Origin of the sequence: Paenibacillus sabuli, from assembly GCF_014705605.1 — a bacterium.
Classification (GTDB): domain Bacteria; phylum Bacillota; class Bacilli; order Paenibacillales; family Paenibacillaceae; genus Paenibacillus_D; species Paenibacillus_D sabuli.
On record NZ_JACXIZ010000006.1, the window covers coordinates 55374 to 72399 of the forward strand.

General features: G+C 61.5%; 16 protein-coding genes and 1 riboswitch. Of the genes, 3 read left to right on the top strand and 13 right to left on the bottom strand.

From position 1 onward, the window contains the following. Positions 1-79 precede the first annotated feature (79 nt). The 8 genes from IDH44_RS01720 to IDH44_RS01755 all read right to left on the bottom strand — a co-directional run bounded on the left by IDH44_RS01720 (position 80) and on the right by IDH44_RS01755 (position 8407). Positions 80-394, bottom strand: a complete 315-nt coding sequence (locus IDH44_RS01720) for a DMT family transporter (protein ID WP_190914078.1) — start codon at positions 392-394, stop codon at positions 80-82. Then, positions 391-732 carry a DMT family transporter gene (locus tag IDH44_RS01725; RefSeq protein ID WP_190914079.1) on the bottom strand — a complete coding sequence of 114 codons (342 nt, stop codon included), beginning with the start codon at positions 730-732 and terminating at the stop codon, positions 391-393. The genes IDH44_RS01720 and IDH44_RS01725 overlap by 4 nt, the downstream gene beginning before the upstream one ends. A 94-nt stretch (positions 733-826) precedes the next feature. Beyond that, positions 827-1058, bottom strand: a riboswitch (guanidine-I (ykkC/yxkD leader). A gap of 38 nt (positions 1059-1096) precedes the next feature. Further along, on the bottom strand, positions 1097-4525 hold the full coding sequence (locus tag IDH44_RS01730) for an Ig-like domain-containing protein (protein ID WP_190914081.1): 3429 nt from the start codon (positions 4523-4525) through the stop codon (positions 1097-1099). 784 nt (positions 4526-5309) lie between these two features. Next, positions 5310-5837, bottom strand: coding sequence for a phage tail protein (locus IDH44_RS01735; protein WP_190914083.1), 528 nt, complete (start codon positions 5835-5837; stop codon positions 5310-5312). An 11-nt stretch (positions 5838-5848) separates the two neighbouring features. Beyond that, on the bottom strand, positions 5849-6352 hold the full coding sequence (locus IDH44_RS01740; protein WP_190914084.1) for a phage tail protein: 504 nt from the start codon (positions 6350-6352) through the stop codon (positions 5849-5851). Positions 6353-6392: 40 nt separating this feature from the next. Beyond that, positions 6393-6899, bottom strand: coding sequence for a phage tail protein (locus IDH44_RS01745; protein WP_190914086.1), 507 nt, complete (start codon positions 6897-6899; stop codon positions 6393-6395). Beyond that, complete coding sequence (locus IDH44_RS01750) at positions 6896-7402, bottom strand: GNAT family N-acetyltransferase (protein ID WP_190914088.1); 507 nt, start codon at positions 7400-7402, stop codon at positions 6896-6898. Before IDH44_RS01750 ends, IDH44_RS01745 begins: the two co-directional genes overlap by 4 nt. Positions 7403-7972: 570 nt before the next feature. After that, entirely contained in the window at positions 7973-8407 is a 435-nt protein-coding gene (locus IDH44_RS01755) for a MarR family winged helix-turn-helix transcriptional regulator (protein WP_223869283.1), read from the bottom strand. A 356-nt stretch (positions 8408-8763) separates the two neighbouring features. On the opposite strand from IDH44_RS01755, the gene IDH44_RS01760 reads away from it, so the two are divergent. The 3 genes from IDH44_RS01760 to IDH44_RS01770 all read left to right on the top strand — a co-directional run bounded on the left by IDH44_RS01760 (position 8764) and on the right by IDH44_RS01770 (position 12011). Next, positions 8764-10221: a DHA2 family efflux MFS transporter permease subunit gene (locus IDH44_RS01760; protein ID WP_190914090.1), complete on the top strand. Its 1458-nt coding sequence runs from the start codon at positions 8764-8766 to the stop codon at positions 10219-10221. A gap of 132 nt (positions 10222-10353) precedes the next feature. Continuing rightward, a complete protein-coding gene (locus tag IDH44_RS01765; RefSeq protein WP_190914091.1) occupies positions 10354-11196 on the top strand; it encodes a DUF368 domain-containing protein in 843 nt (280 codons plus the stop codon). Further along, positions 11193-12011, top strand: coding sequence for an undecaprenyl-diphosphate phosphatase (locus IDH44_RS01770; RefSeq protein WP_397326729.1), 819 nt, complete (start codon positions 11193-11195; stop codon positions 12009-12011). The genes IDH44_RS01765 and IDH44_RS01770 overlap by 4 nt, the downstream gene beginning before the upstream one ends. Here IDH44_RS01770 and IDH44_RS01775 read toward each other — a convergent pair. The 5 genes from IDH44_RS01775 to IDH44_RS01795 all read right to left on the bottom strand — a co-directional run bounded on the left by IDH44_RS01775 (position 12004) and on the right by IDH44_RS01795 (position 16929). Further along, a complete protein-coding gene (locus IDH44_RS01775; RefSeq protein WP_190914094.1) occupies positions 12004-13653 on the bottom strand; it encodes a helix-turn-helix domain-containing protein in 1650 nt (549 codons plus the stop codon). The two genes, IDH44_RS01770 and IDH44_RS01775, sit on opposite strands and share 8 nt — an antisense overlap. 155 nt (positions 13654-13808) lie before the next feature. Further along, a complete protein-coding gene (locus IDH44_RS01780; RefSeq protein WP_190914096.1) occupies positions 13809-14879 on the bottom strand; it encodes an ABC transporter substrate-binding protein in 1071 nt (356 codons plus the stop codon). 202 nt (positions 14880-15081) lie between these two features. After that, entirely contained in the window at positions 15082-15459 is a 378-nt protein-coding gene (locus IDH44_RS01785; RefSeq protein WP_190914098.1) for an S-layer homology domain-containing protein, read from the bottom strand. Next, a complete protein-coding gene (locus tag IDH44_RS01790) occupies positions 15387-15935 on the bottom strand; it encodes an S-layer homology domain-containing protein (RefSeq protein ID WP_190914100.1) in 549 nt (182 codons plus the stop codon). Before IDH44_RS01790 ends, IDH44_RS01785 begins: the two co-directional genes overlap by 73 nt. Then, positions 15910-16929 carry a hypothetical protein gene (locus tag IDH44_RS01795; protein ID WP_190914102.1) on the bottom strand — a complete coding sequence of 340 codons (1020 nt, stop codon included), beginning with the start codon at positions 16927-16929 and terminating at the stop codon, positions 15910-15912. The genes IDH44_RS01790 and IDH44_RS01795 overlap by 26 nt, the downstream gene beginning before the upstream one ends. Positions 16930-17026: the final 97 nt, after the last annotated feature.

Consider the following 17026-nt stretch of genomic DNA (forward strand, 5'->3'; position numbering starts at 1 on the left):
CCTCCACACTACTCCTGCACCCTTCTACAAAGCAACATCCGCGCCTCCTGCCCCTTCGCCCCGTCACGCGGCGCCGCCGCTACCCGGTCAGCTTCAGTCCGATCGCCGCGCCGAGCACGACCGCCAGCAGACCGACGCGCTGCCAGCTCCGCGGCTCGCCGAACAGGAGCATGCCGAGCGTGACGCCGCCGGCTGCACCGATCCCGGTCCAGATCGCATACGCGGTCGCCATCGGGATCGTGCGCATCGCCAGCGACAGCAGCGTGAAGCTGCAGCCGAAGGCGAGCGCCAGCAGACCGACGTCCCGCCAGGTGCGCCGGCGGGCGATGCGGCCCAGCAGCAGCACGCCGGCCATCTCGCACAGCCCCGCCAGCATCAGCCATAGCCAGCTCATCGCGCCTCTCCCTCCTTCTGCGGCGAGCCGCTCAGCCACTTCAAGCCGACGACGCCGGCCGCCAGCAGCGCGATCAAGCCGAGCTTGACCGGATCGGCGTGCGCCCCCAGCCAGACGATCTCCGCGAGCGCCGTGCCGGCCGTGCCGCAGCCGGCAAACACTGCATATGCGGTCCCTGCCGGAATCGCCCGCACCGCCGCGATCATCAGACCAAAGCTCGCCGCAATCGCAGCCACCGTCGCCCCCCATGTCCACCAACTGTCCGCATGGCCGAGTCCGAGGACCCAGCCGACCTCGAATCCCGCCGCCAGCAGGACCGTTCCCCAAGCACGATTCATGATGTTCATCCTCCTCCGTGTTGCTCGTGCGCGCCGCGCGGATCCCTTTGTTTTCCATCCGAAAAAGCCCGGGAGCCACGCACCGCACGTGCGTATCTCCCGGGCTTTTGTCCCGCCGTGTCACAGCCAAGGCGAAACGGGCAAGCCGTCTTTTATGGAGCAGCAAGCTTCGTTCCGAGAATATAGAGACCGTTTATTAGCGTGAAACTAATAAATTCTATATATTCGAGTATAGACGCGATCTATACGCGCGAATCGCGCGAGGGCTGCGCGTCCTCTCTCGGACCAGGCCGCCGACATGGCGCGGAACCCTAGAGGACGTAATAGTCGCTATTATATACGAGGAGCTCGCCTCTGGCAAGCGTCATCGCGCGTCATGCCGATCCGCTGCCGCATGGGCCACCGACGCCTCAAGGATATCGCCCTGCGCCCAGTGGCCAGCCGGTACATCCGTGTACGGGTTGCCCGCTCCGGTCAGGGGCGCCCGCTCGAACAGACGATTCAGCACCGTGACCGCCTCGGCCCGCGTCAGGCCCTGATCGGGACGGAACTCCCCGCCGGCATAGCCCTGCATGAGGCCCGCTGCCACAATGCGGCCAATTGCCTCGTAGGCCCAGTGTCCCGTCGTATCTGGCACGGCCACCCCGGCCGCTGCATCGACCGGCAGCAGGCGGCTGGCGACGGTCGCCAGCTCCGCGCGGCTGATCGTCTGATCGGGACGGAAGCTGCCGTCCGGGTACCCTTGCATCAGACCGAGAGCCTGCATGTCGGCGATGTAGCCCGCCGCCCAATGCTCGCCGCTCAGGTCGCGGTAATCCACCTCCGGACGGAGCTCGACCTCGCCCAGCAGCCGCGAGAGCATCGCCGCCAGCTCGGCGCGGGTCACGATGCGCTCCGGACCGAAGCGGCCATCCGGATAGCCTGTGATATACGGCACGTGGCTCTCTTCCTCGCCAAGGCCGACGATGGTGAAGGTGCTGAATTTGCTTACTTCGATTTCGATGCCTGCAGGCGCGCCGGCGTCGTCGTAGACGATAACGCCGCGCTGCAGTTTTTTCTCGCCGTCGCTATGCTCGATATATACCGCCAGCGAATCGAGCAGACGCTGCAGCGCCACTGCCTGCGCAGGCAGCTCGATCTGTGGCAGCGGGAACACGAGCCGGGTGGCGAAGTCCGAATAGTTGGTCTCAATCGTCATCGGCGTGCCGAACACCTGCGCCATCCCGCCGCCGGCCGCGGCTTCCACCTGCTCCGAGGTGACCGTACGCTGCGCGATCGCTTGTCTGGCCTCCCCGCGAATCGGCACGAGCCGGAAGAACAGATCCGTCAAGCCCGCCTCCGCCATCGCCGCCAGGCTCTCCGCAGGCAGCTCGACTCGGGCCTCCTCGGAGCGAATCTCCAGCGCTATCTTGTGCTCCGCCAGAATGCCTACGGAGGACTGCGGCAGCGTCACGTTCACCTCGTCGGCCGGGTCGTCCGGCAGATCGTCGATCAGAATGATCGCTTTGGGCTGGCCTTGCGACTGAGCCTTGCCCGCCACGCTGGCCGCCTTGGCCGCGTCGAACACGACGGTATCGAGCTTTTGCCCGCTCGCATCAACCTTGCGCACGATCTCTACGCGCTCGACCGCACCGGACGCATCGCCAAGTGCGACATCCACGACCCGGACATTGCCGGTCGGCGGCGACGCGCCTCCGCCGGTAGCGGGCGCATCGTTCCGAGGTCGCGTGACCTGGACCGGGGCCGAAGCCGCACTCTCGACACCGTTCGCCGTCTGCGTCACGACGTAGCCGCGGCCTGCGGCAATTCGGTCAAAGGTATGCTTGCCTGCTGCATCGGCCTGCGCCGTCTCTCCGACAAGATCGCCGTCCGCGTCATACAGGGACAGGATCGCCCCAGGCAGCGCCTCCGCAACCCGCACGAGATTGTCGCCGCCTTCCGAAGTGACCGCGGGCGGGCGCACCTTCACGGTCCGCTGAAGAATCGGCGCGGCATTGCCGGCCTCGTCCGATACGTCGTACGTGAGCGTATAAATGCCCGGTGTCGAGGTATCGACCTCTCCGCTGACTTGGATGGCGTTCGTGAGATCGCCGTCACGCGCATCCTCTGCAGATGCGCCGGCATCGTCATAGGACGCGCCGAGCAACAGCTCGATCTCGGAGGCGCCCTTCAAGCTCAGCGTCGGCGGCAGCGTATCCACCGTGAAGCTCGACGTCGCCGGCGGCGAACTCGCGTTGCCCGCTTCGTCCTCGGCGACGACGCTCACCGTGTGCGCCCCTTCGCTCAGCTCGGCGCTCGGCGTGTAGCTCCAACTGTCGCCGTTCACCGTCGCGGCCTGCGGCGTGCCGCCATCGAGCGTCACCGTGACTGTGGTGCCGCTCTCAGTCGTGCCCGTGATCGTCGGCTGCTTCGTCGTCACCGTCGCCCCATCGGCTGGGACGGTGATGGTCGACGCGTCTGGCGCTTCGGTGTCGACCATGAAGATCACCGTCGCGGATGCGTCGCTGACGTTGCCTGCCGCATCCGTCGCCGTGGCGCTCACCGTATGCGAGCCCTGGTTGAGCACAGTCGCCGGCGTGTGCGACCAGTTGCCGCTGTCATCGGCCGTTTCGTCAACTGCGGTCCCGCCGTCAATGACCACCGCCACCGTGCTGTCCGGCTCCGCCGTACCGGTGATCGTCGGTGTCCCCGTCGTGTAATCGCCCTCGGCCGGGTCCGTGATGATCGGCGCGTCGGGCTTCTCCGTATCCACAGTGAACGTCACCGGGGCCGAAGCTGCGCTCGTGTTGCCGTGTGCATCTGACGCATCAGCCGTCACGACGTAGGTGTCGTCCGGCAACACGGTCGCAGGTGTATACGTCCACGTCGTGCCGGCATCCAGCGTCGCCTGCCCTTGCTCGTCGCCGCCGAAGTACACCGTCACGCTGTCCGCGCCGTCGGCCTCAATCGTAATTATCGGCTGCGCGTTCGACATCGCCGTGCCGTCCGCAGGCGCGGTAATGCTCGGCACGTTCGGCGGCAACGTATCCACCGTGAAGCTGGACGTCGCAGGCGGCGTACTCGCGTTGTCCGCTTCGTCCTCGGCGACGACGCTCACCGTGTGCGCCCCTTCGCTCAGCTCGGCGCTCGGCGTGTAGCTCCAGTCGCTGCCGTTCACCGTCGCGGCCTGCGGCGTGCCGCCGTCGAGCGCGACCGTGACCGTGGTGCCGTCCTCAGTCGTGCCCGTGATCGCGGGCTTCTTCGTCGTCACCGTCGCGCCGTCGGCCGGGGCGGTGATGGTCGGCTGTGCCGGAGACACCGTGTCCACCATGAAGCTCACCGTCGCCGACGCGTCGCTGACGTTGCCCGCCGCATCCGTCGCCGTCGCGCTCACCGTATGCGCGCCCTGGCCGAGCGCGGCCGCCGGCGTGTGCGACCAGTTGCCGCTGCCGCCGGCGGTCTCGTTCGCCGGCGTCCCTTCGTCAATGGTGATCGCCACCGTGCTGTCCGGCTCCGCCGTGCCGGTGATCGTCGGCGTCGCCGTCGTATAATCGCCCTCGGCCGGGTCTGTGATGATCGGCGCGTCGGGCTTAATATCATCCTCGACAGTGATACTGAATGACTTTTCATAAGTCGCGTTCGCACTGTCTGTCGTACGGATGCGAACCGATTTTGCTCCGGCTGACAAAGTGGAAGCATTTGAGGCTACAAGCTGATTGCCCGTAATGGAAAACGCACTGTTGTCCGTGTCCCCTGCTCCGGAGACCAGAGAATAGTCGTGCGTGTCACTGCCATCGAGGTCCGTCGTGGACAAACTGCCAACCAGGGCATTCTCCCCCGCACTCTGATTCACACTCGCATTGTCAAGACTAATGTCGGTAGGGGAGTGGTTGGTTGGTACAGATGCACCATACTCAACGATCAGCTTGGGAGAATTACTTGAAATACATGCGGAATCGCCCTCACAGGCCCCTTGAACATTGGGACTAGAAATAAAAAGGGTAGAGGCTTCATCTCTGCTTAATACAAACGTCAAAAAGTTAGGGTCGTCGTGGCTTCCGGTCAAAAGATCAGATACATCCCATAAATATTGAGGCATGCCAAAAGCAAGACTCGCCCCAATATTGGATAGCGTGTATTGTTGGGATGCACCTATTAGATCGCTTGTAAAAACATTGTTTGGATTTGACGCTGTCCAATTATCTCCCGATAGTTGAATGGAAAGCGCACCGGAATAGTCTACTTCTTCCTGACTCGTTAACATGATCGAAGCAGAAAGAATTTCACGAGAGCTGTCTACAGCAAACTTAAGCGCTGTTCCTATATCCGCAGCATCGACTTTCCCTACCGTTATTGCAAGCTCTGGACTGCTCACACTTAAATTGAACGATAGTTCCTCAGTTGTAAAAATCTCGGTCTCGCTCGCTGCCATGACGCGGGAATTAGGAAACGGCGCACAAACTGCGCCAAAAATTAAAAGCAATGCAATAAATAGCGACATCTTTTTCATTATGGTCCCTCACATTTCGAATTTGATAGCAAACGAAATAGACTACCCGCAAATCCATTGCGGGTAGCGACCTTTTTTAAATACGTTGTTAATAAGATTTCTGAGGATAAACACCTTCCAACGCAATGATGAACGAAAGTGCTACGAATGGCTGCATATTATTGTGCGGCTGAGATCCTCCTGCAACATTTAGTGCCAATGGGTTCATTGACGTGTTCGGCGTAGGAGCATAGGGTTTGACCTGGGAAAAATTCGTTTCGCTCCCCCAGATTGCATTCGTCGGATCGTCTACGCCGCCCGCCGTGGTCGTCGTCCCCTGCGGGGGATGCGTATGCGCCGGCATCTGCGATTCGATCAAGGTCACGGTCGATTCGCCCACCGGCTGCGCAATCGGTCTTGGCGTCAAGCCCGGCCCGTTGCCGGTCCCGATCGGCACACTGCCCGTCAGATTCGGCAGCTTGAACTTCGTTACGCCATCGCCCCCGTATTGATTGCCGATGACACTGTACAGCACCTGGTTCTCTTGAACGGACAGCTCCGAGCCGTTGCAGAAGGCCCAGCCACTGGGCGCATAAATGCCGGCAAACAAACGAATTTCGCCTACATATGGATCCATGATTACACCTCCTAAGGTTTCGGCGGGAAAATCCCAACGAGTGCAATACAAAAAGACAGGACGCTATACGGCTGCATATTATTATGCGGTTGACTGCCCCCAGCCGGTGCGAAGGCTCCGGCGGACATCGTCGTATTCGCATTCGCCTCGTAAATCGGGCGCGTCGCCGGTGTCGTCCCCCACGTATTACCGGTCGGGACGGGCAGCGTCGCGTTGTCGGTGCTGGCACTCACCTGATGGGTGTGCTGCGGCATTTCATGAACCGTCAGCGTATGGCTCGCCTCCCCCGCCGATGTCGCCACCGGTATGGAGCCGGAAAAATGCAATGGCGCCTTGCCCTGCAAGTTCGGGAGCGCAAAGGTCGTTTTGCCATCCCCGCCGTATCGATTGCTCAGCAGCACGAACAATGCCTGGTTTTGTGCAATTTGCAGAATCTGGCCGTTGCACGGCGCCCACCCTTTCGGAATCACGCCGAATGCAAAAGTTCGAATTTCGCCTACAAACGGTTCAGCCATCGAAAATCCTCCTTTGGTTATTATACTCGTAGTGCTTGAACTACCCTTGCGACGGGAACACGCCCTGCTTGGCAATGATGAAGCTGACCGCAAGCGAGGGCATCATATTATCATGCGCCTGATTCGCGCCCACCGTTGACACGGCGGCGGTGTTCATTTGTACGTTCGGCTCAGCCGCCTCCTGGTAATTCGTAACGTTTGTCGATTGGCCCCAGAAGGCATTTTCTGGCGAATTGGTCGTCTTCGCGGATTGGTTGGCATTGGCAGTATGGGTGTGCTTCGGCAGCTGCGTGGAGAGCAGCGTCACGGTTTCGCTGCCGGCTTTTTGCCCCATCGCATAGTCTTCTCCAATATGAATCGGCACCCGGCCGCGCAGATCCGGCAGCGCAAAGTTCGTCCGGCCGTCTCCTCCATACACCGTACCCAGCAAGGCATACAACACTTCATTCTCGTTGATGGACAGCAGGCTGCCATCGCAAAAAGCCCATCCCTGCGGCGCATAATTGCCGCTGAACATCCGAATTTCGCCTACGTATTGATCGCTCATCTCAATTCCCCTTTCATGTGGTCAATGTCTTGGCCGGGCAGCCACTGCATGAACAAATGCATCTCCGTGCCGCCCTTATGGGCAAACCCCATCCGCTCGTAAAGGCGAAGGGCGGGATTGTCCGGGCTGACACTCAGGCGCAAAGCCATGCCGCAAATCGCCGCGCGTTGTTGCAAAATTCGTAAGACCGAAGTGCCGATCCCTTGACCCCGACTTGTTTCCTGCAACGCCAGATCGACAAGGCGCCAATAAGTTGGCCTCGCAGCGAGGAGACAGCGGCCGACCGCTTTTCCGTCCTTGACGATAATCTGGTCCCGCGCATTCGGAAATTCCGCCGCATAAGAACGTTTGCGCGCGTGCCACTGCATGCGCAGAAACGGCTCTGCCTGCTTGGGCGTCCAGCCCCACATGTGCATTTCCGCTTGTCGGGAGGACGCATAAAGTTCGTAGAGCATCGGCTCGTCCGCCGCAGTCGCGGCCCGCAGACCAATTTGTTCGGACATGGCTTTCTCCCTTGTTCCCGGCTTGTTCCTCGTGTCAGCTGCTTCACTTCTTTGTTCAAGCACTCGCATTTCAGTCTGCTTAATGCCCAGATCTTCTACTGCTATGTATTGCTTCCTTCATTTCTCAGTTACATTTTACCAATTCATTCTGTGCAGTTTCTGAACAACAAGGCGAAACGACGAGAACTGCACCTATAGCTGCACCTGCAGCGGGACGTTCACCAGCTTGACGATGCGTGCTTCGCAAGCACCTAGAATCAAGCATAGGATGCTTCACGAAATAACCAAAGACAGCTAATCCGTCACGCAAGCAGACGGACGCTCCTAAGCTAAACGGTTGCCAGCGCGCTTATTTCGATCGATTTCAAGAAAATAAGACCTGTGGCAACCGTTTAGGTTGGGTTTCAATCGCACCAGGTTATTCTGTAATCGACACATAGACGAAGCCGCGAGGGCCGTCTTCCGGCGACGCAAGGCTCGTTTCGAGAAAAAGACCTCCAATACAGGTGCAATACCCATACGAAGGTCTTTTTTTCGACATGCTCCACTTCATTTCTGCGTGCTCCACTTTCATCGCTGCTGAGCCCGTTGGTTGAACTTGTGCAACAGTTCGCCGAACATGGTCCGCTCCTCATCCGTCCAACCCTCCAGCAGCTCCGCGATGCGCGCTTGCCTTGCGCGCCGAGTAGCCTGCAGCTCCGCCAGACCGTGATCGGTGATACCCAAGCCATAGGCCCTCCCATCGTCCGGATCGGGAATGCGCCGGACCAGTCCGCTCGCTTCGAGCGCCGCTGCCTGACGGCTCACCGTGGAGACGTCCAGCCCGAAGGCCTGGGCCAGGCGCTTCACTCCCTCCGGTCCATGCGCATCGATTCGGTGCAGCAGCAGGTACGCCGCCCGATCCAGCGTACCCAGTCGACGCGTCGTCATGGCCGTGACACGCCGCAGCAAAATTGCCAACTCCAACTCCACCTGTCTGATCGCCCCGTCATCCTCCATGTCCATCTCCCTCACCTCCTTTTCCGGCGCCCCAGTCAATCTATGCCACTGCACATGTGCTCTCCAGCTCACAACAATAAGCCAGCAGAGCACACCTTTGACACATCTGTCGCGCGCCGTTGGCGCGAATTTGGCACAACGTCTTTCGTGCGTCTTTGGTGCATCTTTGATATGTCTTTGGTGCGTCGCAGGCCCTTCCTTGGAAGGCCGCCAGGACGCCGGCAGGGCAGGCTATGCAATTGACAATACGCGATGTAGATGTATAATGCAACTATATAGTTGGCTCATGCAACTAATCGAAACATCTAACGTTGGCTCATACAACCAATCGGCACATATCACCGTTTTGGAGGGACTTTTTTATGTCATCCGCAGACTCCTTGCGCCCGACGGGTGCGTTTTGGACCATTATTTTTGCGATTTTTTTCGGCAATTTCATGGCTACGCTCAGTATCACGACAATTAATATTGCGCTGCCGGTATTCATGGATCGCTTCGAGGCGCCGCTCGGCACGGTGCAATGGATGATGTCCGGGTTCATGCTGACGACAGGCGCCATCGCCCCTGTTGTCGGCTTTTTGGGCGACCGCATCAGCTACAAGCGGCTCTACGTCCTGGCGTTGGCCGGCTTCACGGCGGCCTCCGTCCTGTGCATGTTCGCCTGGAACATCCATCTGTTGATTGCTGCGCGGATCCTGCAGGGGATGTTCAGCGGGGTCATCATGCCGACGACGATGACGATCATCTACCAGGTGCTGCCCAAGGAGAAGCAGGCGCTCGGGATCGGCCTGTGGAGCGTCTCGGCGATGCTCGCCCCGGCGTTCGGCCCGACGATCGGCGGCTGGCTCGAGGCCTCGTACGGCTGGCAGGCGCTGTTCGCCATGAACGCGCCGATCGGCATTGCCGCGATGCTCGCGGCGATGCGGTTCATCCCGTATTATCGACTGGGCGGCGGCGTCAAGCTCGATCTGCCCGCCTTCCTGGGGGTCGTCGTCGGCACCGGCTCGCTGCTGACCGCATTCAGCCGGAGCAGCGATTGGGGCTGGGCCTCCTGGCAGACGCTGCTCCTGCTCGGCGGCGGACTCGGCATCCTGGTCTGGTTCATCGTGCGTACCCTGCGCGCCCAGGCTCCGCTGCTGAATCTGCAGCTGCTCCGCATTCCGCGTTACACCTGCAGCCTGATTCTCAATTGTACGATCACGATCTCGCTGTACGCCGGCACCTTCCTGATCCCGATCTACATGCAGAATGTCCAGCACTCCACCACGCTGCATACGGGTCTGGTCATGCTGCCCGGCACGCTCGGCATGGCGCTCGTGTCCGTCTTCGTTGGCAAGTTGTACGGCAGGCTCGGCCCGTTCCCGCTGCTGCTGGGAGGGACGCTGCTCATGCTGCTCGCCACCTGGGAGCTGAGCCGGCTCGACCTCGTTACGGGCACCGCCTTCATCGCGACATGGATTGCCGTACGCTACATCGGCATTGCGATGAGCAATATGCCCGTCACCAATGCCGCCATGTCGGTCGTGCCCAGCGCCTATTCCGGTCAGGCCTCGGCGCTGCTGAACTGGGTTCGGCAAGGCTCGTCCGCCTTGTCGATCAGCATCTTCAGCACGATCCTGGCCTCCCGCACCGCCGCACACCTCCAGCCTGTGTCAGGGCCCGCCGGCGATATGACGGAGGGCGCTGCGCGCGAGCTCGGCGCGATCGCGCTCGGCATCCAGGATGTCTTTCTCATCGGCACCGTGCTCGTCGCGGCCGCGATTCCGCTCACGTTCCTGCTGCGCAAGCCGGCGGAGGCCGCGGCGGAGCTTCCAAGCTAGGCGGCCGGCATTTAGTTAACTTACAAAAGTGTAAGCCGGCGTAAGACACAGGCATAGCCAGCGACCGCCTCGGACAGGTATACTGATATTCGGACTGTTCTACATTTCAGACGAATTGCGAGGTACCTACACATGGAATGGCGAAATCTGTACCGGGGCGTGCTGATGGGCATCAGCGATCTGATCCCCGGCGTCAGCGGTGGCACCATTGCCGTCGTACTCGGCATCTACGACCGCCTGCTGCAGGCGATCAGCGGCTTTTTCAGCCGCCAATGGAAGCGGCATATCGGCTTCCTCCTGCCGCTGGCGGCAGGCATGGGCGCGGCGATCGTCTCGCTTAGCCGCGTGATCGAGTATGTGCTGGCGCATTATTTCGCGCCCACCCAGTTTTTCTTTATCGGACTCATCATCGGGGTGCTGCCGCTCATTACACGTCAGGCCGGCGGCGCGCGCGGCTCTCGCCCTGCCCACCTGCTCGTCCTGCTCGTAGCCGCTGTGCTGCTCGGCCTGATGGCGCTGGTGAACGGTGACGAGCACGGCGGCGAGCCGCTGACCGATCCGGACATCGCCACGATGGCGGGCCTGTTCTTCTCCGGCTGGCTGGCCAGCATGGCGATGCTGCTGCCCGGCATCAGCGGCTCGCTCGTGCTGCTGCTCCTCGGCGTGTATCCGACCGCGATCTACGCCTTGTCCAATCTCGATCTGATGCTGATGGCGCTGATCGGCTCCGGCGTCATCATTGGCTTCATCGTGAGCAGCAAGGCAATTCGCTACCTGCTGCAGCATTATGCGCGCATCACGCATGCCGCGATCATCGGCCTGCTCATCGGCTCGGTGGCTGTCATCTTCCCGGGAATACCTCGTGAGGCTGGCACCATCGCCGCATGTGTCGTCACCTTGCTGTGCGGTCTTGGCATCGCGTACGGGTTCGGCGCCGCCGACCGCAAGCGCGCCGCGAAAGGAGAATGGTCATGACGGATCTATGGACCTTATTCAAGTATGCGGTGCTCGGCCTGCTGCAGGGCTTCACGGAGCCGATCCCCGTCTCCTCCAGCGGCCATCTGGTCATCGTCCAGCGGCTGTTCGGTCTGGAGATCGAGGGCTTCAGCTTCGAGGTGCTGGTGAACTTCGCCTCGCTGCTGGCGGTGCTGCTGATCTATCGCGCGGATATCTGGAAGCTGTGCGTCGGCGGGTGGAATTATGTCGTGCATCGGGATCCTTCGGCGAAGGCGGAATTCCGCTTCATCGTGCTGCTGGTGGTGGCGACGATCCCGGCCGGCGTGCTGGGGGTGCTGCTGGACGACTGGCTCTCCGAGGTCTTCAAGGGGCTGATCACCGTAGGCGCGACGCTGCTCGTCACCGGCACGGCCCTGTGGCTCATCCGCAATCTGCGCGGCCGCAAAAATGATGCCGAGCTGAAGCTGAAGGACGCGATCGTGATCGGCTTCGCCCAGGCCCTCGCCCTCATGCCGGGCCTCAGCCGTTCCGGCATGACGATCGTCGCCGCGATGGGGCTCGGTCTGAAGCAGGAGACGGCGCTGCGCTTCTCCTTCCTCCTGTTCATCCCGATCAGTCTCGGCGGCATGGTGCTGTCAGGGATGGATCTGGTGCGGGATCCGCTGCTGAGCACATACGCCCTGCCTTATGCGCTGGCCTTCCTGTGCTCGCTGGTCGCGTCCTATTATTCGCTGCGCTGGTTCATGGGCATCATGGCGCGCGGCAATCTGAAGTACTTCTCCTGGTACTGCTTCGTCGCTGGGGCGCTGGTCATTCTGTACGCTCTTATATAGAAGGCACTGGCCGGCTGCTGTCGCAGCCGGCGCTCAGCATGCGGGGCAGGAGCGGAACCAGCCGCTCGCGCGTCAGAGCATCGTCGTAATTCCACTGCGCCTTGGCCAGATGGACGACGCCGCGGCGGCAGGCCCGGAGCTCGCGCCAGCTAGCGCTCGCCAGCAAGCGCTCCGCATGCGGCCAAGCATCCGCGCCGACCAGCAGGAACAGCCGGTCGCCATCATAATCGGTCAGCTCGTCCGCGCCGACCGGCGCGAAGCGCCGTCTCTGGGCAATCAGGCGCTGCGCCCCCCCGCTCGGCACGAAGCCCCGCGGATGATAGAGCGTCGCCGCCAACCCCTGGTTCCCCATCGCATACAGATGCTCGCCCACCTGCACCAGTACGCTCGCGGTCTCCCCGCTACCGATTCGACTGCGCACGCTCGTCCACATCGCTTGCGCCGCCGCTTCGTGCGCCGCGATCCAGCGCTCCGCCGCCTCGCGTCTATCGAGCAGCGTCCCTATGGTCTGCAGACGCAGTTCCGTATCCTCCGCACGGTCGAAGGCGACGACGCGCGTTGCCCTATCCCAGGCGATGCCTGCGCCCACAGCGCGGCCGTGCTCGGACTCCAGGAGCACCAGCTCGGGACGTCCGGGCTCGAGCGCTTCACCAGGACACATGTCCTCCAGCTCGTCGATGCCCGCCAGTCGGTCGCGGTAGACGACTTGCCTCCCCATCACCCGCAGCGCCGCACATTGCGGCTGGATGCCGAGCAGCAATACGTCGCCGAGCATGCTGCCGCTGACAGCCAGCCGAGCCGCCGGCGGCCAGGCTGCGGCAGTCGCTCGCCCGGGCCCGGAGGTTGCGCGGTGCATTCGGGCATACGCCTTGGGCGCGCAGCCAAAGCGCGCGCGGAAAAGACGGTTAAAGTACCCCTCGTCGCGGTAGCCGACCGCCCGTGCGATCTCGCGCAGCGGATCGTCGCCGAGCAGCAGCAATTCCTTGGCACGATTGAGCCGCAATCGGTTCAAGTAGCTTAGCGGCTTGTCTCCGGTCAACTGCCGGAACAACGCGCTGTACGAGGCGCGTCCGAGCCCTGCCATCCCGGCCAGTTGTTCGACGGTCAGCGGCTCTGTGAAGTGTCGCCGTGCATATGCGATTGTCGCTTCGACCGCTTGCGCGCCTTCCGGCGCCTGATGCGTACGCGCCTGATTGTCCATCAGCAGTGCGAGCAGCTCCAGCAGCGCGGCTTGGCGGCGCATCGCGGCCGTTTCCCCGCGAGGCTCCTCGCAGGCGGCCAGCTTGTCGATTGCCGCGGCCAGAGCGGCCAGCGGCCTGACTTTGACGACTCGCAGGGGCGGCAGCAATACTGCCTGAGCGGTGCCCGCCGCGCGCTCGTCTCCATACACGCGCACGGCGTAATGCAACACCCAGCCGATGCCCTGCATAGGCTCGACCCGGGCATTCGGGCCACACGGCAGTTGCATGGCGTCGCCCTCGACAAGCAAGAAGCGCTCATGCGCCGAGCGGATTGTGGCCCGACCTTTCAGCAGGATGACAATCGCATGGTCCGAGGACACAATCGGCACGTCCCCGGCGAGTCGGGTCAGCCCCTTCAGTTCAAGCTGCGGCGGCATGGCCGCCCTTCCCCACGCATCCATTCTGAACAACCTTCTTTACTGAGAATTATTATCAATAAGAGTATAACGAAAAACAGGACCTCCGACAACTGCATCGGCGAAAAGCCCTGTTTTTTCCTCTGCTTATTGTGAATCAGCCGAATCGGGCTGCTCCGATTGCTCCAGTTGCACAGTCGTCACTTGCCCATGAGCTCAGGCAGCTCGTCGAGCAGCCGTTCGCGCGTCACCGGATCGTCGAAATTCCACCGCGAGGGCAGCTTGTACACCTGACCGTCCTTGACCGCGGGAATCGTCTGCCAGAGATCGCTGCTCTCCAGGCCCTCGACGGCCTCCACCGTCTCGTCGGCGCTGTTGGACAGCAGGAAGATCCAGTCCCCCGCATACTCGGGCAGCACCTCGTGCGAGATGTCGATGAAGCGCTCCGATTGCTCGATCAGCTCCTGCACCTTCGGCGCGGGCTGGAATTTCAACACATCGAATACCGTCACGGCCAAGCCGCGGTTGCCCATGACATAGAGCTGCTTGCCGAGCTGCAGCAGCACCGTCGCCGTATCGTCGGGGCTGGCGCCGATACGCGCAATCACCGTCTCTGCTTTCGCTTCATATGCCGCGATCCAGCGCTCGGCCTCCTCCGTCCTGGCGACGACATCGGCGAGGAAGCGCAGCCGCTCGTACATCGGCGCAGCCGAATCGAATCCGACCGCCGGCGCGATTTTGCTTAGCGCCTCCGCCTTATCGTCGTACACGACGCCGTCGAACAAGATCAGATCGGGATTCAGCGCCGTGATCTTCTCCAGATCCTGCTCCGTCCCGCCGACATCTTCGATACCCTCCAGCAGCTCCGGATAGACCACCTGCGTGGCGATGACGCCCAGCGAGGCGCCGACCGGCTCGATCCCGAGCGTGATCAGATCGCCCGGGCTGCTGCCAATGTAGACGATCCGCTCCGGTACCGCGGGAATTTCGACCGTACGGTTGGTAGTATCGGTAATTTCACGAACGCCCATCTCGTCCGTCGCTTCCTCCGTTGACGCCTCGTCTGCTGACGCTGCACTGCCCGATCCGGTCTCGGCATTCGTGTTCGTGCCTGTCGCCTCTTCGGCTGCTGCGTTCTCCTCCGCCGCGTCCCCGTCTGTTGCATGGTTCGCAGAGTCGGAAGAGCAAGCTGCCAGCAGCACGAGCCCCAGCAGCAGTGCGATTGCCAGAGCGAAAGGCCGTGTGTGTCGTAGTTTCGCATTATGCTTCAAGATGTATCCCTTCCCTTTCCCAATCCGAAAATGATAATCATTATCGATCACGAAAGTAGTATAAAAGGTTTCGTCCTTCGAGACAAGGAACAAACCGCATTTTTTTTAAGGGACAAAACGAATAGGCCGCAAAACGAACACTCCGCAAAAGGAGGTCCTCCATATGGAGGACCTCCTTTTGCGGAGCTGTGCACCCGTACGATCAGAAGAAGCGTGCGTCGTAAAAGCGTGCGATCAGCACCGCTGCCTCGGCGCGCGTCATCTCGCTGCGCGGCGCGAAGCTGCCGTCCGGATAGCCGGTGAGCAGTCCTTCCGCAGCCAGCGCGGCGATGCCGTCTGCGGCCCAAGGTGCGATCTGCTCGTGATCCGTATAATGGGAGTCGCCCGCGGCTGCCCTCACGCTCAGCGCTGCGGGCGCGTACGCCGACAGCGCGCGCTCCACGAGCGTGGCAATCTCCTGGCGGGTGATGTTCGCCTCCGGCGCGAAGCGATCCGCGCTGACGCCGTTCACGAGCCCATACTGCGCGGCGGCCGCGATCTCCTCCGCATAGAAGCTGTCGCCGAGATCGGTGAACGCCATCTCCTCGGTTGCAGTACCTGCAGCCCGAGCGCGCGCACGATCCAGGCGGCGAATTCGCCGCGCGTGACCTGCGCGGACGGCTCGAACGACTGCTCGGCCTCCAGTACGCCCTTGCTACGCAGCATCGTGGCGGCTGCATAAGCCCAGTGGTCGGTCCGCATGTCCATGAACGGGATCGAGTCCATCCACACCCGGTAGATGCTGAAGTGGCCGCGCAGCGTCGTCAGCGTGCGTGTGACCGGGTCGTACACGCCGCCCGCATTTTCCCAGACCTCCGTCTCCTCGTTGCGTACGTGGAGCATGAGCTGCTGCTCCAGCTCTTCGGTACTGTACGCCTTCGGATCAATGCCCGAGACGTCGAACGATACCGGCATCGGCCGGTCGAAGCGCTCCACCGGCTCGCCTCCCACACTGGCGGTGAAGGACATAATCGGGATCGAGATTAGCCCCTCAAGGTGGAAAATCTGCCACGTCACGTCCTCGCCATCCAGCGGAGTAGCCTGCAGCTCCAGCGTCTGGCCCGCTCCCGCCTGGGCAATCAGTCCCGGCGGGAGTTACCCGGTAGGTGCCGGCCCGATCGATATAATAAGCGTTCTCCCACCAATGTTGATCCATTTCATTGCCCTTGGCATCCCGGACAGTGATTTCAATCGACTTGATTTGCGACACAAATGCCTCATCCTTGGACTGCTGCAATACAACCGGCTGATACAGTCCGATGTAGTCGAATAGATTGGCGTATTCGTCCAACAGCCCGACCCGAATAACGCCAGGCTCGTCCATGCGGATCACACCGTCCGCCCCAAGTTGGCGGACGTCCAGACGCTGCGGACTGCCGGCCAAAAGGCCCATCACTTGTCCCGGCTTCAGGTCTTCCTCGTCCACATACATCCGATAGCCATAATGCATATTGCCGCGCAACGCTTCGGCGAACAGCATCCGATCCGACGGGTAGACGCTCAGCCACGGCAAGTAATCCTCATCGTGTCCGAAGCGAAAATTCCCTTTTTTATCCGTGACGGCGCTGCTGGTGAACCAAGCATCGGTATAGATATGCGCCAGCTCCGGATCAAGCGGCCATTCGAGCTGCTGTCCTTCCTGCTCGACCGTGACCGGCCCCAGCCATAGCTCCTCGTCGCTCGCCTGCATCGCCCGTGCCGCATAGATACCTGCGGTCGCATAGAAGTAGCGGGCTGTACCATATTCATCAATGAGGGAAGGGGAATAGAGGTTGTAATCGGAAGAGGCAGACATATACAACGCGGTGGTCTCCTCCGGCACCTCGACCTTTTTCACACTCGGATCGTTCGCATCCAACACAAGCGTCTGCAACTGCCCCGGCCCACCCGTCGTGACGACTTCCCTCAAGTAATAGCCCGGCATCTCGTCTCCCCAGGCCCCGCGCACCAGATTAATTTGAATCTCGGTATCGGACGGGACAACGAACAGTGCCCCGGTATCCGACCACATTGTGCGCCGTTCCACAAATTTGCCGGAAATCAATAATTCTGCGGCCGCATCCACAAACGCGGCATCGCTGTCCCGGTGTGCGTCCCGAACTTGCGCT